This is a genomic window from Spartinivicinus ruber (assembly GCF_011009015.1).
GTDB classification, from domain to species: domain Bacteria; phylum Pseudomonadota; class Gammaproteobacteria; order Pseudomonadales; family Zooshikellaceae; genus Spartinivicinus; species Spartinivicinus ruber.
Genome location: NZ_CP048878.1, coordinates 1,667,083 through 1,689,778, shown reverse-complemented (window position 1 = coordinate 1,689,778; position 22,696 = coordinate 1,667,083). Strand labels below are relative to the sequence as shown.

General features: G+C 39.4%; 20 protein-coding genes and 3 tRNA genes. 14 read left to right on the top strand and 9 right to left on the bottom strand.

Annotated elements, in window-relative coordinates:
- Nucleotides 1-176 precede the first annotated feature (176 nt).
- The 4 genes from G4Y78_RS08060 (at nt 177) to G4Y78_RS08045 (ending at nt 2,340) form a co-directional block, all read left to right on the top strand.
- Nucleotides 177-551 (top strand): COG4315 family predicted lipoprotein, encoded by a 375-nt coding sequence (locus G4Y78_RS08060; protein ID WP_163832539.1) that lies wholly within the window; start codon nt 177-179, stop codon nt 549-551.
- A gap of 24 nt (nt 552-575) precedes the next feature.
- Nucleotides 576-1,082, top strand: coding sequence for a sigma-70 family RNA polymerase sigma factor (locus G4Y78_RS08055; protein WP_163832538.1), 507 nt, complete (start codon nt 576-578; stop codon nt 1,080-1,082).
- A complete protein-coding gene (locus tag G4Y78_RS08050) occupies nt 1,079-1,864 on the top strand; it encodes an anti-sigma factor family protein (protein ID WP_163832537.1) in 786 nt (261 codons plus the stop codon). The genes G4Y78_RS08055 and G4Y78_RS08050 overlap by 4 nt, the downstream gene beginning before the upstream one ends.
- 83 nt (nt 1,865-1,947) lie before the next feature.
- Entirely contained in the window at nt 1,948-2,340 is a 393-nt protein-coding gene (locus G4Y78_RS08045; RefSeq protein WP_163832536.1) for a hypothetical protein, read from the top strand.
- Between the two features lie 64 nt (nt 2,341-2,404).
- Here the strand turns inward: G4Y78_RS08045 and G4Y78_RS08040 are convergent, their stop codons facing one another.
- The 3 genes from G4Y78_RS08040 to G4Y78_RS08030 all read right to left on the bottom strand — a co-directional run bounded on the left by G4Y78_RS08040 (nt 2,405) and on the right by G4Y78_RS08030 (nt 6,419).
- The gene (locus G4Y78_RS08040; protein WP_222937662.1) at nt 2,405-3,055 is read right to left on the bottom strand and encodes an OmpA family protein; all 651 of its coding nucleotides are present in this window, start codon (nt 3,053-3,055) and stop codon (nt 2,405-2,407) included.
- 346 nt (nt 3,056-3,401) lie between these two features.
- Nucleotides 3,402-4,583 carry a response regulator gene (locus G4Y78_RS08035; RefSeq protein WP_163832535.1) on the bottom strand — a complete coding sequence of 394 codons (1,182 nt, stop codon included), beginning with the start codon at nt 4,581-4,583 and terminating at the stop codon, nt 3,402-3,404.
- 192 nt (nt 4,584-4,775) lie between these two features.
- Nucleotides 4,776-6,419 carry a fatty acid--CoA ligase gene (locus tag G4Y78_RS08030; RefSeq protein WP_163832534.1) on the bottom strand — a complete coding sequence of 548 codons (1,644 nt, stop codon included), beginning with the start codon at nt 6,417-6,419 and terminating at the stop codon, nt 4,776-4,778.
- Between the two features lie 201 nt (nt 6,420-6,620).
- On the opposite strand from G4Y78_RS08030, the gene G4Y78_RS08025 reads away from it, so the two are divergent.
- Both G4Y78_RS08025 and G4Y78_RS08020 read left to right on the top strand, forming a co-directional pair.
- Nucleotides 6,621-7,802: an acetyl-CoA C-acyltransferase gene (locus G4Y78_RS08025; RefSeq protein WP_163832533.1), complete on the top strand. Its 1,182-nt coding sequence runs from the start codon at nt 6,621-6,623 to the stop codon at nt 7,800-7,802.
- Between the two features lie 81 nt (nt 7,803-7,883).
- Nucleotides 7,884-8,075, top strand: coding sequence for a DUF3094 family protein (locus G4Y78_RS08020; RefSeq protein ID WP_163832532.1), 192 nt, complete (start codon nt 7,884-7,886; stop codon nt 8,073-8,075).
- 90 nt (nt 8,076-8,165) lie between these two features.
- Here G4Y78_RS08020 and G4Y78_RS08015 read toward each other — a convergent pair.
- The 3 genes from G4Y78_RS08015 to G4Y78_RS08005 form a co-directional block, all read right to left on the bottom strand.
- A tRNA-Lys gene (locus G4Y78_RS08015) sits at nt 8,166-8,241 on the bottom strand.
- Between the two features lie 9 nt (nt 8,242-8,250).
- Nucleotides 8,251-8,327: transfer RNA gene (locus G4Y78_RS08010), tRNA-Pro, on the bottom strand.
- A 2-nt stretch (nt 8,328-8,329) separates the two neighbouring features.
- Nucleotides 8,330-8,405 (bottom strand) — tRNA-Asn (locus tag G4Y78_RS08005).
- 450 nt (nt 8,406-8,855) lie between these two features.
- Here G4Y78_RS08005 and G4Y78_RS08000 point away from each other — a divergent pair.
- The 7 genes from G4Y78_RS08000 (at nt 8,856) to G4Y78_RS07970 (ending at nt 18,886) form a co-directional block, all read left to right on the top strand.
- Entirely contained in the window at nt 8,856-11,324 is a 2,469-nt protein-coding gene (locus tag G4Y78_RS08000) for a DUF1631 domain-containing protein (protein ID WP_163832531.1), read from the top strand.
- Between the two features lie 55 nt (nt 11,325-11,379).
- Complete coding sequence (locus G4Y78_RS07995) at nt 11,380-11,724, top strand: PilZ domain-containing protein (RefSeq protein ID WP_163832530.1); 345 nt, start codon at nt 11,380-11,382, stop codon at nt 11,722-11,724.
- Between the two features lie 692 nt (nt 11,725-12,416).
- On the top strand, nt 12,417-12,881 hold the full coding sequence (locus G4Y78_RS07990) for a hypothetical protein (protein WP_163832529.1): 465 nt from the start codon (nt 12,417-12,419) through the stop codon (nt 12,879-12,881).
- An 88-nt stretch (nt 12,882-12,969) separates the two neighbouring features.
- A complete protein-coding gene (locus G4Y78_RS07985; RefSeq protein WP_163832528.1) occupies nt 12,970-13,365 on the top strand; it encodes a hypothetical protein in 396 nt (131 codons plus the stop codon).
- A gap of 144 nt (nt 13,366-13,509) precedes the next feature.
- Nucleotides 13,510-15,510 (top strand): type VI secretion system Vgr family protein, encoded by a 2,001-nt coding sequence (locus tag G4Y78_RS07980; RefSeq protein WP_163832527.1) that lies wholly within the window; start codon nt 13,510-13,512, stop codon nt 15,508-15,510.
- A 13-nt stretch (nt 15,511-15,523) separates the two neighbouring features.
- Entirely contained in the window at nt 15,524-16,726 is a 1,203-nt protein-coding gene (locus G4Y78_RS07975; RefSeq protein ID WP_163832526.1) for a DUF4123 domain-containing protein, read from the top strand.
- A gap of 501 nt (nt 16,727-17,227) precedes the next feature.
- Nucleotides 17,228-18,886 carry a hypothetical protein gene (locus G4Y78_RS07970; RefSeq protein ID WP_230425714.1) on the top strand — a complete coding sequence of 553 codons (1,659 nt, stop codon included), beginning with the start codon at nt 17,228-17,230 and terminating at the stop codon, nt 18,884-18,886.
- Nucleotides 18,887-18,895: 9 nt separating this feature from the next.
- Here G4Y78_RS07970 and G4Y78_RS07965 read toward each other — a convergent pair whose 3' ends face one another.
- Nucleotides 18,896-19,777: a formylglycine-generating enzyme family protein gene (locus tag G4Y78_RS07965; RefSeq protein ID WP_163832524.1), complete on the bottom strand. Its 882-nt coding sequence runs from the start codon at nt 19,775-19,777 to the stop codon at nt 18,896-18,898.
- A 174-nt stretch (nt 19,778-19,951) separates the two neighbouring features.
- Between G4Y78_RS07965 and G4Y78_RS07960 the strand changes: the two genes are divergently transcribed.
- The gene (locus G4Y78_RS07960) at nt 19,952-20,776 is read left to right on the top strand and encodes a hypothetical protein (protein WP_163832523.1); all 825 of its coding nucleotides are present in this window, start codon (nt 19,952-19,954) and stop codon (nt 20,774-20,776) included.
- Here G4Y78_RS07960 and G4Y78_RS07955 read toward each other — a convergent pair.
- Both G4Y78_RS07955 and G4Y78_RS07950 read right to left on the bottom strand, forming a co-directional pair.
- Nucleotides 20,773-21,249 (bottom strand): DUF3592 domain-containing protein, encoded by a 477-nt coding sequence (locus G4Y78_RS07955; protein WP_163832522.1) that lies wholly within the window; start codon nt 21,247-21,249, stop codon nt 20,773-20,775. The genes G4Y78_RS07960 and G4Y78_RS07955 overlap by 4 nt on opposite strands.
- A 310-nt stretch (nt 21,250-21,559) precedes the next feature.
- The gene (locus G4Y78_RS07950) at nt 21,560-22,468 is read right to left on the bottom strand and encodes a formylglycine-generating enzyme family protein (protein WP_163832521.1); all 909 of its coding nucleotides are present in this window, start codon (nt 22,466-22,468) and stop codon (nt 21,560-21,562) included.
- Nucleotides 22,469-22,696 lie beyond the last annotated feature (228 nt).

Genomic DNA, 22,696 nt, shown 5'->3' with positions numbered 1-22,696 from the left:
TTAACTCGTTATTACCATGATAGAGGGTGTCGCAAAAGATTATGAGCGAAGCAAAGACATGGCAAAAATCGGCGAAAAAGCGGAGTTTATACTTAATAAATGAGCATTTTGAGTCGATTTTTAACACAGCATTTGCAAGCGCAGTAGTTTTGCGACAGCCTCGATAGGAGTGACTAATGAATAAACTAAACCTAACCATTGCTGCACTATTTATTACGACGACAGCCGCTTGCGCCAGTGCAGGACATGCCCCAGCACAACAACAAAACGGCATATTAGTTGGGGAAAATGGCATGACCCTTTATACCTTTGACAAAGATGTCGCCAATTCTGGAAAAAGTGTCTGTAATGATAAGTGTGCCAGCCTGTGGCCACCCCTGTTTGCTAAAAAAAATGCAAAACCAACTGGAAGCTTTTCTATTATCACCCGTGATGATGGTAGCAAACAATGGGCAGTGAAAGGTAAGCCTTTGTATTTCTGGGTTAAAGATAAACAGCCTGGTGATACCACAGGTGATGGGGTTAAAAACGTTTGGCGTATTGCGAAGTAATTACTGCTGTTCATGAGGTGATGTATGGATAGCTTTGAAGTCTATCTGCCCCGTCTGCGTCGTTATGCTATAGCACTAACAGGTGATCACCATGCAGCAGATGACCTAGTGCAGGACACTCTAGAAAGGGGCTGGAAAAAGCTATCCCTGTTTCGGCGTGGCAGTCGGCTGGATAAATGGTTAATGACCATCATGCATAACGTGTTTGTTAACCAATATCGTAGCCGAAAGCCTATTGCTGATGCTTTACATGAGCTTCATGAAGAGCCCAGCACACGAGCCACTCAAACCGATGCATTAGAGTTACGTGATATTCGCAGTGCTATCGCTCTACTGCCAATTGAACAACGAGAAGTATTGCTACTAGTAACCCTTGAAGAATATTCCTATGCTGATACAGCCAATATTTTAGGTGTCCCCCAGGGAACAGTCATGTCGAGACTGTCCCGGGCACGTAGCAAACTAGCCAAACTACTTGCAAAAGAGCCAACTCCCCCTGATAAGCAGCAATCGCTGAGGATTGTGAAATGAACAAGCCAAGTGAAAATGAATTACATGCTTATGTGGACAATCAGCTTGATGCAGCTCGTCAGCATGAGCTAGAGCAGTGGCTAACAGAACACCCTGAAACTGCTGAAAAAGTAAATAATTGGAAAAAACAGCAACAAACTATTCAACAAGCTTTTGCGATTGAATTATCAGCTCCCATACCAGGCCATTTAAAACTAGCTGCTCGCCGCCCTACAGCTAAAGGCCCAGCCTGGCTGCGAGTAGCTGCTGCTGTTGCCTGGATGACGCTGGGAGGTGTAGTTGGCTTTAATCTTCAAGGCACTCAAAAAGCACAGGGTGTTCCACCTATAGCTTCCAATCCCCCAACATCAATATTGCCACTTGCCCAACAAGCTACGTTAGCTCATGTGGTTTACACCCCTGAAGTACGCCACCCAGTCGAAGTAGGTGCTGATCAAGAAGCTCACCTGGTTAAATGGCTTTCAAAACGGTTGGGTACACAACTACGTATCCCACAACTAACAAGTCAAGGCTATCACTTAGTTGGTGGACGGCTGCTGCCGGGTGATAAAGGGCCTGTCGCTCACTTTATGTATGAAAATAATGCAGGTAATCGCCTTACCCTTTATGTACGTCATGATGCAGCAGAAAATCGTGAAACTGCCTTTCACTACACTCAAACCAATAAGGTAGGTGTATTCTATTGGGTAGATCGTGAACTAGGCTATGCCCTAACGGGAGAGTTACCACGAGACCAATTATTGAACTTGGCAGAGCTGACCTATGACCAACTAAGCTCATAATTCCATGTGCTTTGGCTATAGATACCTCATTTCTCGCTATTTTCGTCTAGTTTTTATAAACAAAACTAATTGATGGCATTTCAATGAAAAAACTTATGATTTATTTTGCGGCGGGTTGCTTAGGTGCCTTAGCCAATAGCTTAACCGTTTGGCTATTTGGTCATTTTGAAATTACCAAAGCAATGGATGTTGCTATTGCACCAACATTAAACCCTGCTTGGCTTTATCCACGTATTGTTTGGGGGGGAATCTGGAGCCTATTATTTTTACTGCCTTTTATGAAGTCAAAGTTACTGCTTAAAGGCACCCTACTTAGCTTAGCACCAACTGCTATCCAACTGTTTGTGGTATTCCCCTATAAAGCCCATAAGGGAATGGCAGGTCTCGAACTTGGACTACTGACACCCTTGTTTGTCGTGTTTTTTAATTGGGTTTGGGGCTTCGTAACAGCACTTGGAATTAAGTTTGCAAGATAGTAATAATCAGGCCAATGTTATAGATACCTAAGGCATCTATAACATAAGCAATCATTAGAAGATATTAATATTGAGCCGGCGGCTGCAAGTTAATTTCAACCCGGCGATTCTGCTGACGACCGCCAGCTGAGCTATTGTCAGCAATTGGGTTATCAGGGCCAGCTCCATAATAGCTGACTCGGTTTGGTGTAACACCTTGGTTTATCAAGTAACTGGCAACACTTTGTGCCCGCTTCTGCGACAGTTGCTGGTTGTATTGATACCCACCCGTACTATCAGTGTGTCCAACAACTTCGACACCATTCTTATCAAACTCTTTCAACACAGTTGACACTGAATTGAGTACTCGATAAAAACCAGCTTGAATGTCGTATGAGTTGGTATTAAAAGTTATGTTACCTGGCATAATCAAACGTAAATGGTTACCCTGGCGTTGTACTTGCACGCCTGTACCACGAAGCTGAGCTCTTAGCTTGTCTTCTTGTCGATCAACATAGTAACCATACCCAGCTCCTGCTGCAGCACCCACAGCAGCACCTTTCAGCGCACCTTTTTTTCCATCCGCGATACCACCTACGACAGCACCAGCCAATGCACCAATCCCACCGTATTTGGAAGTTTTATTAAACTCTCCTTCCCCGGTATATGGATTCGTCGTTTGGCAGCCCGCCAATACTGTTACAGCCAAGGTTGTCGCAGCAATTTTCTTTATCATATAAGCATCCTATACAAAAAGTGGATTACTTTCATAAAGCTATAGTGACCCATTGGCCACTTTTTTAGTTCGACCGATTGTAACCTCATTACCTTACGACAAAAAGTAAACGATCAAAGTTTGTGAATTTGGCAATAAAAAAGATATACATTAAAAGGTTATATACAACACGTTATACGCATAGCGAATGATATCAGTTAAGCTAACTAGTGGCGTATATACCCAATGCAAAGGGTTTTTAGGTAAGACCATCAAGTAACGAAGCCCCATGAATCTATATAAATTGAGGAACGACGATAACAAAACCTAGAAATGATTCGCGACGGGTATACGTTAATTTGTGACTTTATTTTGCACATGGACCACTAGCAAGCAGTTCTGAAATTAACCTGACCCGATCAGTTACTTTATTGGATAACACAATGTCTGCCATTCGGTATATCATTTGTTCAAAGTCTTCATCTAAACAGATTCCCTTTTCAAGCAAGCTATCGAATTGCTGAATACTGCTACTAATAATACGATCACAGTGTGTTAGATCATTATCGTCGATAGGTAAACTAGCGACAGCCTCTTCCAGTTCATGTGCAGTATTTTCCGCTACTTCAGCAATTTGGCGCATCACCTCTTGATAACCATCTCCAGTTTTTTGCACATAACGATGCACCCGAAGTACCAGCATTTTTAAGATTTCCCGCTGCTCTTTAAGTTGGTTATGCTCTTCTAATACTAAAAGTTGACGGTCAACCACTCGGATAATTTTTTCAATTAATACGAAGATTAATTTTTTATCTTTCGCTATTTCTGCTGGAATAGATTTAACCAATAACGAAACATTTCCATAATTAAAGATACATTTTTTACCAAACTGATACCGATCACCCATCCCTCTAAGCTGGTCTAGCAACTGCGACTCTAGCGCTTTCGCCATACCATGGGCTTCCATATTTTTTACCGAGTGTTGACATCTTAACTGCAAGCTACACTCTAAATTAAACGCCCTCATGGTTTTAAATACTTGTTGGCTGAGTTCATCTATATTTGCAGCATGAACAGCTTCCACACTAAAACGAACTACCTCTTTTAATAAATATTTTTGCCTGTCAGCGGTAAATTCTGGTCGTTTGAGTTGTAATCTTTTTTTCAACTGGCGACTGGCAATTGAATGGTATATTTCTTTAGTTATTCGCGCATTTAATTCCTGATCAGATACAGAGCTAGCAATTAAGTCATGACAACCCATTTCCAGAGCTTTCACTTTAAAATCTAGTTCTTGACAATCAGAAACCAGCACAACTGAAATGTTATTAGCTTGGTCAAACTCATATAATTGCTGACACAATGTTAATATTTTTTCATCACGATCTTTTACTCGTAAAATTATTACCTCAATAGCAGGGTTTTCTGCAGCAGTAAAACAATCATCAGTCACCCGGAGTGGAACCACTTCGAAATATTTCTTAAGCCGTTCAGTCAAAGGACCATTAAATGACTCATCATAAATAGCAATGGTAGGTTGAGACGACATACCCCCCTCCTTGGCAAAGTGCAAGTCGATCTTGATTATATACTACCCCCCTCCTGCTATACCCAATGGGCAAGGTATAAGGCAGTTACTGACTAATTGTAGCTGATAGTGATAAAAAATTGGGGGCTTACCCCAAATATTCCATAGGATATTTAAGGTAAGAGATAAGTGGCGGTAATTACAGATATAATATTATTGCATATCTGATCGAATTTTTTTCTTATCAATTTTTCCTACACTCGTTCTTGGAATCGCTTCTACAAATTCAATGCGGTCCGGTATAGCCCATTTATTAATTTCACCTTCTTCTACATGTTTTTGTAAATGTTGTTTAATATCATCAGCTGTTACCATTTGGTCTTTTTCCAGCACTAACATGGCAAACGGCCGTTCTCCCCAGCGATCATCAGGTATCCCCACTACAGCAGCCTCTGCGACTGCTGAATGTTGTGATAGTAAGTTTTCTAGATCAAGGGATGATATCCACTCACCACCCGTTTTAATAATGTCTTTCATCCGGTCACAAATCTGAATAAAACCCATTTCATCAATGGTGGCCATATCTCCCGTATGTAACCAACCGCCTTGCCATAAATCTTCGCTTTTTTCGGGCTCTTTAAAATAGCCTGGAGTCAGCCAAGGGGCACGACAAACAATTTCTCCTATCGATTCACCATCATGGGGTAAAATATTGCCACTCTCATCCATTACTTCTAAGTCAACCAAAGCGGAAGGTACACCGGTTTTAATCCGATAATTTAATTGTTCATCTGGGCTTAATGCTTGTAAATCTTCATTTAAATAGGCAACAGCTAACAGTGGACAAGTTTCGGACATACCATAAGCACCATTTAGATGAATCCCAACTTCTCTTGCTGCAACAGCTAATCCTTTGGGCAATGCAGAGCCTCCAATTAATACTTTCCAATTATTAAACTTAATATTATTAGCCTTTGCTGCCTGGACAATCATAAACATAATGGTAGGCACGCAGTGGGAAAAGGACACTTTTTCTTGCATGTACAGCTTGAGCAACATTTCTGGCTCATAACGCCCTGGATAAACTTGCTTAGCACCTAACATTGTTGCTGCATAAGGTACCCCCCAACCATGCACATGAAACATTGGAGTGATAGGCATATACACATCAGATGACTTCATTAAATTATGGCCAGATAAAGTGCCTAGCGCCTGAGCAATAACCAAAGAGTGCAACACTAATTGTCTGTGAGTGAAATACACTCCCTTTGGATTACCAGTAGTACCTGTCGTATAAAAGGTTGTGGCCACACTATTTTCATCAAAATCTGGGAAATCATAATGCGTATCTTCATCTGCCAAGAGTTGCTCATACTCCCCAATAAAAGGCAGCTTGTCTGGAACAGTGGCATCTTTATTGTCAGACATTAATACATAATTAGTGACCGTTTTCAGTTGATCATGAATACCTTCAATAATGGGTAAGAATTCATCATTCACTAGTACTAAAGTGTCATCTGCATGATTCATGGTATACAACACTTGTTCAGGTGACAGACGAATATTAACTGTATGGATAATCGCCCCAATCATCGGAATAGCAAACATACATTCGAGGTAACGATGGCTATCCCACTCCAATACACCTACCGTATCGCCAGGTTTTACCCCAGCTTTTACCAATAAATTGGCTAGACGACAGATACGCTCCCTTAAAGAAGCATAGTTATAACGAACCTGGTCACGATAGACAATTTCCCGCTTGGGCTCATAACGCCCTCCTGACAACAGTAATCGCTTCAGCAATAATGGATAGTCATAAGCTGACTTAGTAGGCTTAATTATTTTAGTTTCCATTAATTTGTATTCCTTTCTCTTGTAGTATTTCTATTTAGTCTTTTTGAAAAGGTCTTACCTAACTTTTTGTTACACTTGATCAAAAACTTAGCATACGTCAATTGACTAGTAGCACTGGCATAAATAAACCTAGAAAAATCTAATAGAGCACGATAAAGTCATATCAAAAAATAACGCGGTTATCACCAATTAGGATAGATCATGAGTCAGGATTCGATTGTTATCGTCAATGGTGCACGCACCCCAATGGGGGGCTTCCAAGGTGTACTTAGCCCAGTTACCGCTCCTCAACTAGGTGCAGTCGCAATAAAAGAAGCAATTAACCGCTCCCAACTTAAGCCTGAAGAAATAGAAGAAGTAATTATGGGATGCGTGTTGCCTGCAGGTTTAAAACAAGGTCCTGCCCGTCAGGCCTCATTGTTAGCAGGACTCCCGCCTGCAACAGGTTGTACCACAATTAATAAATTGTGTGGTTCGGGTATGAAGGCTGTTATGTTAGCCCACGATCTTATAAAAGCAGGCACTAATAAAATTATGGTTGCAGGGGGAATGGAAAGTATGTCCAACGCCCCTTATTTGCTGGATAAAGCACGCGGCGGCTACCGAATGGGCCATGGTGAAATTAAAGATCATATGTTTCTTGATGGCTTGGAGGATGCCGAAACTGGCCGACTAATGGGGTCTTTTGCTCAGGAAACGGCTGACAAACATGGTCTGACTCGGGAAGCTATGGATAACTTTGCCATTGCTTCTCTAAAACGAGCTCAGCAGGCCATTGAAAAAGGAAAACTAGACACGGAAATTGTGCCAGTGCCAGTCAAAACCCGTAAAGGGGAGGCGTTAGTTAACATTGATGAGCAACCTGGTAATGCTCAGATAGATAAAATCCCTCATTTAAGGGCTGCTTTCAGCAAAGAAGGCACGATTACCGCGGCTAATTCCAGCTCTATTTCCGACGGTGCTTCTGCTTTGGTGTTAATGCCTGAGTCTGAAGCACAAGCACGGAGCATTAAGGCAATGGCAAGAATTGTGGGCCATGCCACCCAGTCGCAACATCCATCATTATTTACGACCGCACCAGTAGGCGCCCTTACCAATTTATTTAATAAAGTAGGCTGGAATGCTGACCACGTGGATCTGTTTGAAATTAACGAAGCCTTTGCCATGGTAACGATGCTCGCTATGCAGGAGCATGGTTTACCTCACGAAAAAGTGAATGTGCATGGTGGTGCCTGTGCCCAAGGCCATCCGATTGGCTCAACAGGCTCACGGATTATTATTAGTTTGATGTATGCACTGCAGCATTACGGCAAACAACGAGGGGTTGCTTCATTATGTATTGGTGGCGGTGAAGCCACAGCTGTAGCAATTGAGATGTTATAACTCATATGTTGGATCCCCATATCGTCTAACCTTTTCGACTGCCTCCTCTAAAAAGAGGAGGTTAAGTGTGGAAGTAGTGAAATGACTAACAACAAACTTTCAGAAGAAGATATGCAGCGGGTGGAGCAGTTTCTAAACACCCCAGTTAATCAAATAGAACGACAACCATTCAAGCCTATGAAGTTACTTATCATCATTGCTTTGATTGTTGTAGGGTTTGGCCTATTGAGCCGATTAATTGGCTGGATTCACCTAAACAACATAGTTAATTAACAAGTACTGATAGTGGCTAACGTAGGATCGAACAAAGATAAAAATAAGGAGCTTTTAATAAGGTTTATAACTAGAGGCGGTGTTTAAATATGGTGGGTCGTGCTGGACTCGAACCAGCGACCAATTGGTTAAAAGCCAACTGCTCTACCAACTGAGCTAACGACCCTTAGAAAAGTGGTCGGGGTAGAGAGATTCGAACTCCCGACATCCTGCTCCCAAAGCAGGCGCGCTACCAGACTGCGCTATACCCCGAGTGGCTCCCCGAACTGGACTCGAACCAGTGACCCAATGATTAACAGTCATTTGCTCTACCAACTGAGCTATCGGGGATCTTCATCAGCGGATGCTTAACTTACTAGTTTAAACATCTGCTGTAAAGTGATTCGCTTCATTTAACCAGGCATTTTCAAAACTGTTTACCAGTTAATCCTGCTACCTGCTATAGAAGCTTGTTTTAGAAGCAGTTTTGGCTGCCCCCTCAACGTTGGTGGCGCGCATAATACCTTAGTGAGAAAAACTGTCAAGGGTTAGGGTAAAAATTCTTATGCTTTTTCTTGCCTCCCCAACTACTTTGCATAAATCTTAAACTATAAAGCAATTTTGATATTTCTTAATCCACTACCTGGGCGGATACTATACTACTAGTTAGTGTACAGTGACCGTAGCCCAGCTCACTTGTGAAATTTATCTTCCGGCTACTTTTGCTTAAAATCTTAGGACTTCAAGAGTTCCTTAGGTTAGTCTCAACGATTTGCATGGATTCACTTCACAAGGATCCCTATGAGCAAGCAGGATAACTCCAAAGTAGTTAACTTACATAGCAAGCACCCTCAATTTAGAGAAGGCAACGATCAACATGCAGAGTTATTGCAAGCATGCCGTAAATCAATGATGAATTTTACTGCCAAAGCCTTGGCAGAAATGTTTGATCATGTTGATGACGCATTATTCGATGCGGCTGATAAAGCTGAAAGTAATAAGGTGCAGTCACTTTTTTTTGATGGTATGCGAGAGCTGCGCATTCAACGACCACAAATTGAGCGGGATTTTCATCAAAAGCTATCAATGCACTTTCAACAGTTCATTGACTCTATTACTCCCAAACAACAAGCTGAAGATACACAGCAAGTATCGTTTGAGGAACTATCTGTTCTTCATGATGAAGCTTATGAAGAATCAATGATCTTACTTAACATTGCCACTCGCGCCACTGGCCAATGTGCAGAGGTTCTTTATGGTTTAAATCAGCGGCTTTCTATTTTAGTTGGGGGCCACAAAATCACTGATGAAACCAACCCTATTGCCCCTAAACAACTTACCGAAATTTTAAGTGAGGCCCTGCAACCTGTACAAGTTGATCGCCGGATAAAAGAAGCCCTTTATCAGTTATTTGACATTTATGTGATTGCCAAGCTACCAGACACTTATCAAGCAATTAACAGTCGCTTTATCGAAGCCAATATACTGCCCAACCTAAAGTTTACCGGGACCTCCAGCGAACATAAGACGAGAGCAAGGCCCCAGCCAACCAATACAACTGAAAGTGATATGACGGCTGTCACTGAAGCAGCCAAAATTGCAGCCGCATTCACTGCTAATAAACCCATTACTGAGCAGATGGCTAAAGAACCACCTGAAGAAGATCAAGCAACAAAAACCACAGTTGATGCTTTATCAACAAATAGCCCTTACATTGCCCATGCCCCTGAACAGTGGGATGAAGTTAGCCAACAACTGTTTGAATCTATTAACAGCCTTATTGATTTACAGCGTAAATACAATTTAGTGGGGTCCAATAACGAACCTTGCAATTTTAAAAGTATCTTGAGTTTCCCTGACTTACCTGATGAACCCAATGCCGAAACCTTTAGCCAGGAAGAGCTGCTCTCTGCTTTAGGCACCTTACAAAAAAGCAGCCTGCAGAATGATCAACTTAACTTTGAAAAGCCACAGGCTATTGATCAATTTCAACATGAATTTGTTAGCGAGCTTAGTCAAAACAAACAAAGTCATACTATCGCTCAGGCAGATGCCGATATTATCGACTTAGTGGGCATGCTCTTTGATTTTATTTTGGATGATGAGAACTTACCAGATGTATGTAAAACCACGTTAAGTCATTTACATACCCCTTACCTGAAAATTGCTTTACTCGATAAAGAGCTGTTTGTAAAACACCAACACCCAGCTCGTCGGCTATTAAACTCTATGGCTCAAGCAGCCGTATTGTGGCCACCCGGAAAAAACGACGAGCGAGGTATTCTGGCAAAAATCCAGCACACGGTTCGCCGTATTGTTAAAGACTTTTGCGGCGATGCCAGCTTATTTGATGAGCTATTGGATGAGTTTAAAACATTCACTGAAACAGTCAAAAAACAAAACGATATCATTGAAAAACGTGCTGTCGAGGCAGCCAAAGGTAGAGATAAATTGGTTGCTGCTCGCAAACGAGCCAATTTAGTCATCAATAAAAAATTATCCGCTACTGCCTCCCCCCCCACGGCTGTCATCGAATTCATCAAAACCCAGTGGCATGACGTATTGGTTTTTATTTTGTTACGTCATGGCACTGATAGCCCTGCTTGGCACAAATCGCTACAAATAATTGATGAAATCTTCTGGAGCGTTTCGCCTAAATACACTGGCGAAGAAAAACAATTATTAAAAGAGCGTCAACCTCATTTAATGCACGATATTAAACAAACATTGATAGCATTAGGCAGCTACCAGGCAAATGATATCACCACTGCCATCAAACCCATCGTGCATTGCCAGCGCTCAGCCTTAAAAGCCAAGCCACCCACAGAAAACATACAACCTGAAGCAATCGAAGCCAGCGCCAACACTCAGAAAGTACAAAACATTCCACAAACCGAAGCGGAACCAGCTGGTATCCACCTAGAACAAGACCTAGAGGGCATGCCTGCTACATTAGAAGGCATTGATGAAAGCTTGATCGAACAGTTGAAAACCTTGGAGTTTGGTACCTGGTTTAAGTTTAATGCTAAACAACATACTACCCATATGAAGCTATCTTGGTTCAGCCCAACTACCTGGAATTACATGTTTGTTGATAAATCCGGTAATCGGGTGATCGTCAAATCCATCGATGTATTAGCAAGAGAACTGACCAGCGGTGAAGCTGAAATAAGCTATATAGAAAAAATTCCACTTATGGATAGAGCACTGGATGCGATCCACGGCGTATTAAAACGCTTAAGCAAGAAGCAGGCTGCTAATGTCTCCTAGATAATTATTTGAAGCAGCCTAAATACAGATTTACAAGCAACAATAGGTATCAGCCATGGAAAAACGTCAGCAACTACGGACACAAGCGATTCAGCCTGTTAATGTATATGACTTGCTTTCAGGTGAATATCTGGGAGCACTGGCTAATATTTCCACCGAAGGATTTATGCTGATTACCTCTAAACAGCTTTCAAGCAGTCAGCTATATCAATGCCAAATCCAAGTAACCTTTACTGCTGGAGATAAAAATGACATTGAACTGACCGCTGAATGTTTATGGGTAAAAGCCAGTAATACCCCTGAAAACAATTGGGCAGGATTTCAAACGATTGATATATCAGAGCATGGTCTGTGCCAAGTACAAAAACTGGTAGAGCTGCTGGAACAAAAAACAGCTTAACGCTATCCGGCCTTACACAACACAAATAGTATTATGTAGAGCGACCTAAGGTATCAGCTGGTAATACTTTGCTGTTTAATTGGACTCTTCTACCACTCTTGAATACCCTACCCGACGACTGAATGTAGCCACTAAATACATGATATTTAGCCAGTGGCTGTTATTATCAAACCTGGTTTTTGTATAAATAAAATGAAACTCATAAGGACATTAACTCGTAGCACTTTTTCAATAGCACTGGCCTGGCTGATCCTTTCTCTCATTGGTCAATCATTTGATAGCTGTACTTGCTATAGCACACCATTGCTGTTACAACCGCTCACTTTAATCGAGGCTTTAAACGATTCACTGGCCTGGAGCTATGGCTTCAGTAAAACAGTGGCCTGGTTCATCACTTATAGCTTTTGTTTCATTACATTTTTTATCTTATTGTACATTAGCCATTTTCCGATAAAAAAATTCGGCAATTTTAATTTTTAGTTATTGCATAACTCATTCGCTCTCACTAAGCACTTTAACAAGCAAGCTTGACTCCTGCTGTAAGAAACATAGTTTTTGAGTCAACATCAACATATCAATTGACCAAGTTAACAAAAACATTGTTTAGTACACGTGTTTATGAGATATTTATGTTTTCGTTTTAACCTATGTAATTACCACTTACCTCAATGACCAAAAACATTCTCGCCATAATGAGCACTATATTATTGGCAGCTTGCACGACCTCTTACCAGCCTACATTCAACGGCCCAACAGCAACATTAAAAACATTTTATCAGGGGGTTATATTTACCAACCAGGATAATTGTTCTAATGGGGAATATTTTAACTATGCTGGTAGCATCTTCCATCCCCAAGTAATTAAAATACCTGCTACCAAGGTGAATACTTTGCTGTTTGTTGGCACTCCTCCCTATGGCAATAATATTTGCCAAATGATCATTGAATTTTATGCTGAAAAAGACGAGCAATATACTCCCCTTTTTCAGTTACCAACCGACACAACCACCAGCAGTACCAATGACTGCAGCATGACTATTTTAGACAAACAGAATCAACCTATTGAATATCGCACTCGCCAACTAAAGGCATTTCGCTTAAGCAAATATAGCCCCCATTGCTACTCAGCTACCCAAACAGACCAAGCTGAGGTATAGTCGACTAACAACAATAATGAACATGGAACTCCCCTTAATAAAACACATTAGGGTTTATTAAGGGGGTAAACGTAAGGGATATAAAAAAATGAGAATACTCACTTTACTGCTAACTAGCATTTGCCTGATTACACCTACCCTCTCCTTCAGTGAGCCGACACCCACTAATAATCAAACTCTTGATGAAATCCTCAAGCAGCAGGGCCTTGATGAAAAAACCAGAGCAGCCCTAAAAGCCGTTTTTAATCAGCACCAACTGACTTTAAAGCAAGATGAATTTGGTAACCCTACTATTATTAGTAAAGCTGATAAACAAGGCAGTTATTCTATTAAAATAACACGACGTCAGGGGGCTGATGATCTCACCGACTCACTTGACCAAAGTTACAGCGAGCGATTAGTTAAACTGGAGCAAGAAATTAGTCAGCTAAAACAAACCCTTAATGACATGAGCCAACTTCTTAGCCAGCTCAAAAATCAATAGCCGATATTCTTCGCAAATGATGCTCCATCCTAATTAATGAGAATATGTCAAAGATTTATTAGGATGCAGCACCAACAACACCTGCTACTCTTATCTTTGTGAATTTCAAGCTTTAACTTGTAGTACTGTAGTTAACGTAGTCATATGCCAGTAGCAGCCAATAGAAGTCAATTTACCATCAAGGTTTCAGGGTGTAAGGAGGAGCTACGTGTTGTTTCTTTTTCAGGCACTGAAATTCTATCTGATACCTACTGTTTTGATGTAACCCTGGTTTGTGAAAACCCTGATCTGGACTTTAAACAATTTTACCAACAAGCAGCAGTACTGACCTTATTGGATGATCCACATTCCCGTATTATTCATGGTGAGGTAAGCCAATTTAGCCAGGTAACGGTGGGACGACGTTTTAGTCGCTATCAACTACAGATTGTGCCTAAACTATGGTTTTTAAAATTCCGTGCTACCAGCCGTATTTTCCAACAACTCACCACCCCAGAAATTATCAAACAGGTATTGGACGATGCCAATATCAGTGGCGAAAATTACGAGTTCCGTTTAGCCAATAATTATCAACCGCGTATCTATTGTGTACAAAGCCAGGAAACTGACTACACATTTATCTGTCGCCTAATGGCTGAGGAAGGCATTCATTTTCATTTTGAACATCAGGCAGAGCAACACACCCTTATTTTTGGCGACAGCAAACCTGCTTTCAATTTTATTGAAGCAAAAACGCTCATGTATCATGCTAAAACCAGCATGGTGCCAGAACACGACACAACATTTGGTATCAAGACCAAACGCCAAGTTGGGGTCGGTAAAGTATCACTGCGGGATTATGACTTCAAAAACCCACGGCTGGATCTGGAAGTTAGTCAAACCGCAGATCGTTACCAACAACTGGAACGCTATCATTATCCAGGCCAATATCATCGCCCAGATGCAGGTAAAAAACACAGTACACGTCAGCTTGAAGCCGACCAGGCAAGTCAAATTACAATAAAAGGGCTAAGCACATCTGTACGTTTAATTGCCGGTTATCGAATGCAATTACAACAGCATCCCTCCAAGAAAATTAATCAAGAAGTGATTATTAAACAAGTTAGTCACTATGGCGATCAACCCCAGGCAGAAGCCGAGGAAGCCACGAGTAAAGGTAGTCAATACCATAATAAATTTGAAGCCCTCACAGCAGAACAGCCCTTCCGGCTAAAAAGCCAGCAAACCAAACTACACCTAAAGGGAATCCAAACTGCTATAGTTAGCGGCCCTGCTGGAGAAGAGATTTATACCAATAATTATGGCCAAATTAAAATCCAGTACCAATGGGATCGCCAAGGCCAGAATGATGAAAACACCTCAAAATGGGTACGAGTCATTCATAACTGGACCGGCCCCCAATGGGGGCAATTCACCTTACCCCGTTTGGGTCAGGAAGTTATGTTAGACTTTGTGAATGGCGACCCAGACTACCCGATTGTTTTAGCTAGGCTTTATCATGCTACTAATAAACCACCCTATAAACTACCCGCTAATAAAACCCGTATTACCTTAAAAAGCCAGAGCTCATTAGGGGGTAATGGTTTTAATGAAATTCGCTATGAAGATAAAAAAGGTCAAGAGCAAGTTTTTTTTCACGGCGAAAAAGACTGGAATTTAACCGTTAAACATGTCCAACGGGAACAAGTTCAAGCTAACCGACATTTAATTGTTGATGCATCCCGGCATGAAACCATCAAAGGCGAACACCATCGTAAAAAAGACCAACTAGCTAACCGCCAAATCGGCCAATCCGAAAACATCACCAGCGGCCAACAATATCAATTAAAAACCGCCAGTTTACACACCGAACAAACCGGCACTGAACAACTCTTCCAAGCCAGCATGAAAATCGTCATCGAAGCCGGCAACGAAGCCACCGTCACTGCTGGTGGATCTTTTATTAAAGTAAATTCCGCAGGGGTGTTTGTGTCACCTAAATCGACGATAACAGCTGGGAAAGTGGGGCATGGGAGCTTTGGTTTATCTTTACCAGTAGGGGTTGTTAAAGGTTTGCTGGCTACATTGAGTGCTACAGCATCAGCACCATCAACCGCAGAAGACTGCCAGCTCAAAGAAGAATGCAAGGATTGTGACTTAACATAAACTTTAAATAATCATGAATATACATCAGTACATTGAGCAACAACAAAGTACAGGGCAACATTGTTATGCATTGGCAGATGGTGCAGTCATTAACAATCTTCTTGAAAAATTATACGACACTGAGGGCAACCCGACCTTTTACCCTATCTATAAAGAAACCGTACTTGAAGCCGTTTTGGAAAAAACACCTTGTTTGGTAGCAATTAAGTCAAACTCGCCCTTTTTAACTTATTTATTACAAGAACCCACTGAAGAAGAAAGCTGGGTAATTCTATTTAGCCAACATTCCCTATCAACATTGGTAAACCACTGGCAAAGCTTATTGTATACGACAATACCAGATAATGGTAAAGAAGTGTTGTTTTTTGCTTACCGCTCAAGGGTATTTAAGCAACTGATGGCGGGTAGCAGTGAATTAGAGAAAAGCCAGTTGTTAGGCCCCATAGAACAAATACTTACATTAGATTCAGCAGGCACTGAAATTGATGGCTGGCATATTTGGCACAATACAGAAGCATGGAATGGTCAAATACCAGAGGAAAGGCCTTGGTATAATTTGAGTGATAAGCAGTGGCAGCATTTACAAACTATCCACCATAAAAAAGTGGTAAAAACCATCTTTATCCGGTTAGTTCAGGAAAATAAAAACTTTGCTTTAACCAGCGAAACTCAATTAATCGCATTAATAAAATATTGGCTAAAAAAAGCAGAATCTTATCAAATTTTCAACACAGAACAGGTCATTAAGCTTATTCAGGTTATGACTGAATTTGGAGAGCATCTCCCGGACGAAACCTTTGCTCAAATGGAAAATAACTTACTACTTAATGAACAACTTTCAGCACAAGAAAAAATCAATTATCTGGAAAACTACGCTGCATTGGTTTATGAGCATCCTAACTACCCAATTAACCCCATGCGGTGTTTGGCGTATGATAAAATTTATCAATACACAAAAATAAATCGTCGTGCTATAGATCCATTCAATGATTCCGATAGTAATCTTCGGCTCATTTTTATGCAAGCTTATCAAGAGTTACTACCTTACCGAGAACAAGCATATCAAGGAATGCAAGCGATGTATCAATATTATGGAAACCAGTTGATTGACCGAGAAAGACATTATTTAGCAATTAGTTATTTTTCCGACAGGGATACAACCTATCGAAATACTTTATATCATTATTTTAATCAACTGGTTGAGTCTCATGTATAACACAAAACCTCATTATAAGTAAAAGAACTCTTAATAATGCAATTACACACTACACGTCATGGTGAAGATTTAAGCAGTATAGCTGCTAAATATGATACGACAGTTGATGATATTTTAAACTATAATCAACATCTGGCCAATGCAACTACCCTACCTGCTGGCAGCAAAGTAATTATTCCAGTACAGGCAGTAGAATTCGATACTGACTCAGTATCAGCAAGCAGCCCTCATCCCAAAATAAAAAAGGTTAACTCTCAGCCAGAGAAAATACCCAGTACACCAAAAGGTCCAAAAATAGAAACTGCAGAATCAGACAAGCAAATTAAAAATACACACCCCGAAATAATTAAAAGTACTAGAACAAAAAAATCCCAAGTAAATAATAACCAGAATATAAATACTTCATGTGGAGCATGCACTAGCTTTTGTTCAGTGGAGCTTAGTTGTGCACACCGAAAATACCGTATTAAGGCAAATACTCTCAGCAAAACTGGTAATACAATGGAAGCAACAGCCATTGAACCATTTGAAGTCGTTCCAACTCGAGCTAAACAACTTGAGAATTTTCATAAAGATTCATTGAAAGTCATTATTCAAGGTAACAATGCACCAGAAAAAATCTACTTAGATAATAAAACTATTTCTACACATTATAATGATACTGGGAAAGTATTTGAAGTAGAAATTCCTTATCCTGAAGAAGACCCACTAGTACCTATTAAAGGGTTTTCGTACTTAATAGATTATATGAACCATAAACCCAAAACTTATCAATTAAATACAGTATGTGGTGGGACAATCCCCATAGTCGCTTATGCACCTGATGTATGGTCACTAAATATCAAATTTCCTAAATGGGGTGGACGATCAGTAGGAAGGCATCATTTGAATATGGACGGTACCCCAACTGTTCAATTGCGTCGAGAAAGAACCACCAACTTTGGTCGTGAAGTCTCTCGAACCAATACCGATCTAGTCACTAATACAGATACAGGGGTAGTAGGAATACAGGTGGCAGAGGATGACACTGGTGGTACTCCAATCCAGGAGAAAGCTAAATTTGGCGTAGAGCTTAAGTGCAATAATAAAAAATTAGAGTTTAACGGCCTTGGTTGGATAAAACCTGTTATTAAAATAGGTGACCAAATAAGCGAGTTAGGGCGACTTTTCGCAGATCTAAGGTCTTCTTTTTCCTACGGATGGCATTTAAAGTGGGAAGTAAAGTTTTTTGAAGGCACTTTAGAGGTTGAATGGAAAAATGTTGAGGACCCAAAGACTAATCAAGTATATAGCTTATTTAGTTGCAATGTAGATATTTTAATTGCAAGCATCAGTTGTGAACTTGGGATTGGTATCCAAGCAACAGAAAGCATTTATGCCAGGTTATACTTTAAGCTAGAAGTTTATAGTAATATAAAAATTAACCATACAGATAAAATAGGCCAAACCACCAAGGAAAAATTCATTGCAGCTGAATTCAAAGTTGGTGCAAAACCAGGAGTGTATGTAGAGGCAAAGGCCAGTGATTTTCTAGAAGTTAAACTAAGCATTGAAACAGCTATGGAGTTAGTAGGAGACGTTAAAATTTATCGAGAACCTAAAGGTAAATTTGAAGCAGAAATGTTTTTAGAGGTAAAAGATACAGAACTCAGCTGGAGCGTTAAGCTTGGTACCAAACAAGGAGAAGATGATGGAGTACAGCCCAGTGGATCTGAAGGAGAAAAATACGTAATATTTAAGGGCAATCAGTTTAGTTTAGGTAAATGGCCTGATGATAGTGATACTATTAATAAATACGATCCAAGTAAAGGATTTGTAGAGAAATCAGAGCTTGAAGCTATGTTGGTTGAAGCATTTCACCACTATCAAGATATTAGAATTAAAAATTCAAAAAGCGGCTATATATATCCTATAGAAACTATTGCTAATAAAATTTCAATAAAAATAATGCAACGCAATGATATTAAGCGTGATGCTAAAGCGATGGAGGCTTTAGTTCAAGAATTTGATGAAATACTGACTAAACAGTCTGTTCATGGAATTTTCATTAAATTCATAGAAGCATCTGACTTTGAATTTTTCCTCGAAAGCACATCATTTCAGGAAATTCTTGATAAATATGTTAGTCCCGCAGTTGCAGTCAACAACAGTATTAATTAATGAATATTATTAAGTATTAATTACACAACGAAAGCCTATACCTATTGTTGATTTTGTTTGAGGATATGAATTTCTATAATAAAGTAACTGAGATTTCTCATCAAAGCTTGAGCCCCTAACAACTCTATGCTGTTGTTTATTTAATATGGCTCCTTGAGGATCATTAGATGGTGAGTTTTTAAAGTAATTTTTATTGTAAAAATCCTTTGTCCATTCTGCAACATTGCCTTGCATATTATAAATACCCAATTCGTTTGGTTGATACTTATTTACTTTATGAGAAACCCCTTGAAATCTATTTTCTATATTTATACCAAGTTGTAGCTTACCATTATTAGTTGCATATTCTACTGCTTTTCCTCTAGAACGCGCCGCATATTCCCACTGAGCTTCAGTAGGCAATGTATATTTTTTTCCAGTTAGACTACCAATCCAATGGCAAAAAGCTAGTGCTTCATGCCAGGTAACAGAGCTTATTGGGTGATCATCTGAAGTAATTTTCTCGAAAGTTTTATAGTCATCACTTGCCTTTCGCTTAACTTTTGATGCCTTTACATAGACATAAAACTCTTTTTTAGTAACCTCATACTTGCTGATATAAAAATCCGACAGTGTCACTTCATGAGCATAACGGTCTAAATACGCTTTGGGATTAGCCTTAATATATTCTTCATCCTGATCTCCCATTATAAATGCTCCTCCCTTCACAAACATCATATTCGACTCTATGTTTTTAATGACGTCATCAACATCTGCTGCAAGTGCTGAGCGTGAACTATTGTCACAAGCAATAAGCAGTATGCAAGCAATAACAATACAACTAGCTCTAGACGATCTAAGCCAAGTAGTGAATGAAGAGAACAATAAACCAAACTGGTGTATTAATTGCATATAACTATACCAATGTAATGCTGATAATAAATTTATTAATGCTAATTATTATATCAGTGTTAATTGCTACTTTAGATGCTAATAGTAAGACAAAGAACTTTAATATATATTTTACTTAACAGCATAAATAACTTCTGTAAAGAGTAGATTACTTTCATCAGGAAAAATATAACAATGTTAATCCTAGATTACAATTTCCCCCGATGTTTTGTTGAAATAAGATTGAATGGGTTACCTGCACTTAATAAAGCATATGAAGGTATTGGTGCTGGCTCAACACCCGTTAATGAATTTCTTGTTACAGGTAAAAATAACATTGAAGTCCTGGCTTTTCCTTACATTGATGTAGACGATCTTTCCAATGCTGACCTTGCCCCTACTAGCTTTGATAAAGAAATTAGTCTTAATCTACGAGAGCGTGGTGTTGAGACGCCTTTAGCAGCTGTTGAGTTGACAAAAGAAGATTATATTTATCGCAATGATTATCGTGCTTTCTATTGGCAAGGAGTATTTCAATGGTCAAAAACTGACATTACTCCTTTTCTTAATAAACTAGACTTTATTCGTGATAATAATCAAATAATAGAGTTTGCTAATTTTTACCTACACTCAATAAAGTTTGCTAACAGCTCAGTTTTAACTAAGTTACTTGATTTAAAAGCAAGTATAATCGAGTTATCCTACAGTGAAAATAAAGACAAATATATTAAAAACTATTTTAGAATATGGAATAATAAGATAGTTGCTCGAGGAGGACTTTACTATGAAAATTATAATATAGATCAGATCCTTATATTAGATTATTTAAATTCTCACTATAAAGCCCTATATGCTAAACGACCAGAAACAGATAGGATTGCTGAAGCAATTCCCAGTCTTGCACCACATTTACTACCAAAGGAAAAAGGTGTTATTTCAAAAAAAAGCAAAATCAACACTTATTACAAAGATAGTATTAATGTTATATTTACCAACGGTGAATATAAACTATTTATTTAAAATTTATCGACTTTTCCTTTCTTGGAATTTGCTAATAATGTATCTTTACCTCGAGCTAGAGCAATAAGACCGGTAGCTCCAAATAAAAAAAATAGCAAGCCAACACCAATCAATAATATTAATGGGATAAAAAAATGAACAAAAGAAAAAGATAGAACATCATGAGGATTGAGAGGATTGTAATAAACAGTTACTTTTTCCCCTACACTATAATTTGGCTCTGCAAACCCGATCCTAACTACTGCGTTTAACTTGATAGATCGATCTGTAACAAATTCTACTACAGGGTATGAAATGTCCTGCTCTTGGTACCGCCACTTATGATCAATACTATAACCAACTACGGTCCCTGATGCTTCATTACCTTCAAAATAAAGCCAAGTTATTTTAGAGTACATGAAATAACCAAGACCTAAGCAGACTAAACCAATAACCACAAATATAATGCCGAATGTAATACCAGATTTATTCATAATTTAGTCAAATACAATTGCAAACTTATTTAAGAAAGAATTATAATGGTAAAATAAGTACTTGAAAAGTACCATCAACTTTAGCTTAAATTCACGAGTCTACAATTTTTTTATAAAAGGTACTATTAGTATCTATTGATTGAGACGATCTTATACCACTAGTAAGCACTACAGAAAAGCATTTTGATGGTGTCTATTCTTTAAAAACTGCTGTAGTTAAGTATAAAGGGCAAATGATGCTGTTTGTTTAATGAGAAGCTAGTGAGCCAAGTAAATAAAACTAAAAACTATATTAGCAACTAACGTACTTTTACTGAAGAGGATTAGACTGATTCACTACGCAGCGTACACCTACACCACCTCTAGCGGGTTTATTAGGGTCTAAAAGACCTGGCTCATTATCCCCCTGTGCTCCACGTGTAATAGTAACATTTGATAATTCAAAGCCAGCCCCCCCTCCTCGGCGGACATGTTTATCTCCAGACTCAGGTCCTTGCGGGTTATGTTCTGGTGAGTACTCATAATAATCTACTGCATAAATATCTTTGACCCATTCACTGACATTACCCATCATGTTATATAAACCTAGCTGATTAGGCGGGTACTTTTCATTTACATACAATCTGGTTTTTGAGCTCCCTGTATCCGAGCCATGCATTTTCAATGGTGGGTGTAACTTGCCAGTTTTATCAAAGAATCCTGTTGCAGTGGAATAAGGGTGTTCTTTACCTCCATTCCTTGCTGCATACTCCCATTGTGCCTCAGTGGGTAAGTCAAAGGGTAATTCCGTAAGTTTGCCCAACCAGTCACAGTAGGCTTTAGCCTCTTTCCATAATAAGCGCATTGCAGGCATATCATCAGCTGCTTCTGCTTTATTGTACTTTGGCAGCTCCCAATCAATCGGGTTATATTTTTTAAATATGTTTATCTCCCAGTTATTCACTTCATATTTATACATATAAAAACTATCCAGGGTTACTTTATGAACGTAATCATCATCTTTGTAGCGCGTAACCCTTAGACGTTGGCCATTTTGTATTATCCCAAAATCCCCCATCATAAAGGAACCACCTTTAACAAACACCATATTGTCTAAGGTATGCTTAATCAGCTTTTTAACATCTTCATTTTGAGTGACATCGTCACTTTCTGCATTACACCCAGTACTCAGTACGATGGTAAGAGAAAGCCAAGGAAGTAATGTATATTTCTTCAACATGATTAGTTATCCCACGCTCACTTACCTTAAGTGTAATGAAGAATATGCCTTGATTGAAGTACAAAGACTAAAAAACTTAGAATATCTTACTCAATTAGCTATGCCATCTACTCAAACAAAACATTTCCAAACTGTAACTCCAAAAAACAGCCTTCTCCTATAAAAGATGCTAAGATCAAACGATGTGGCGTGCCCAATATAAGAGCTATGGACTCCTTAATAGGGGTT

Bases quoted from the DNA above. Each gene is read 5' to 3' on its own strand.
- G4Y78_RS08060 (WP_163832539.1), top strand. From the start codon at position 177: ATGAATAAACTAAACCTAACCATTGCTGCACTATTTATTACGACGACA.
- G4Y78_RS08020 (WP_163832532.1), top strand. From the start codon at position 7,884: ATGACTAACAACAAACTTTCAGAAGAAGATATGCAGCGGGTGGAGCAG.
- G4Y78_RS07965 (WP_163832524.1), bottom strand. From the start codon at position 19,777: ATGCAATTAATACACCAGTTTGGTTTATTGTTCTCTTCATTCACTACT.
- G4Y78_RS08030 (WP_163832534.1), bottom strand. From the start codon at position 6,419: ATGGAAACTAAAATAATTAAGCCTACTAAGTCAGCTTATGACTATCCA.
- G4Y78_RS07985 (WP_163832528.1), top strand. From the start codon at position 12,970: ATGAGAATACTCACTTTACTGCTAACTAGCATTTGCCTGATTACACCT.
- G4Y78_RS08035 (WP_163832535.1), bottom strand. From the start codon at position 4,583: ATGTCGTCTCAACCTACCATTGCTATTTATGATGAGTCATTTAATGGT.
- G4Y78_RS07955 (WP_163832522.1), bottom strand. From the start codon at position 21,249: ATGAATAAATCTGGTATTACATTCGGCATTATATTTGTGGTTATTGGT.
- G4Y78_RS07960 (WP_163832523.1), top strand. From the start codon at position 19,952: ATGTTAATCCTAGATTACAATTTCCCCCGATGTTTTGTTGAAATAAGA.
- G4Y78_RS08040 (WP_222937662.1), bottom strand. From the start codon at position 3,055: ATGATAAAGAAAATTGCTGCGACAACCTTGGCTGTAACAGTATTGGCG.
- G4Y78_RS08025 (WP_163832533.1), top strand. From the start codon at position 6,621: ATGAGTCAGGATTCGATTGTTATCGTCAATGGTGCACGCACCCCAATG.
- G4Y78_RS07980 (WP_163832527.1), top strand. From the start codon at position 13,510: ATGCCAGTAGCAGCCAATAGAAGTCAATTTACCATCAAGGTTTCAGGG.
- G4Y78_RS08045 (WP_163832536.1), top strand. From the start codon at position 1,948: ATGAAAAAACTTATGATTTATTTTGCGGCGGGTTGCTTAGGTGCCTTA.
- G4Y78_RS07970 (WP_230425714.1), top strand. From the start codon at position 17,228: ATGGAAGCAACAGCCATTGAACCATTTGAAGTCGTTCCAACTCGAGCT.
- G4Y78_RS07995 (WP_163832530.1), top strand. From the start codon at position 11,380: ATGGAAAAACGTCAGCAACTACGGACACAAGCGATTCAGCCTGTTAAT.
- G4Y78_RS08050 (WP_163832537.1), top strand. From the start codon at position 1,079: ATGAACAAGCCAAGTGAAAATGAATTACATGCTTATGTGGACAATCAG.
- G4Y78_RS08000 (WP_163832531.1), top strand. From the start codon at position 8,856: ATGAGCAAGCAGGATAACTCCAAAGTAGTTAACTTACATAGCAAGCAC.
- G4Y78_RS07975 (WP_163832526.1), top strand. From the start codon at position 15,524: ATGAATATACATCAGTACATTGAGCAACAACAAAGTACAGGGCAACAT.
- G4Y78_RS08055 (WP_163832538.1), top strand. From the start codon at position 576: ATGGATAGCTTTGAAGTCTATCTGCCCCGTCTGCGTCGTTATGCTATA.
- G4Y78_RS07950 (WP_163832521.1), bottom strand. From the start codon at position 22,468: ATGTTGAAGAAATATACATTACTTCCTTGGCTTTCTCTTACCATCGTA.
- G4Y78_RS07990 (WP_163832529.1), top strand. From the start codon at position 12,417: ATGAGCACTATATTATTGGCAGCTTGCACGACCTCTTACCAGCCTACA.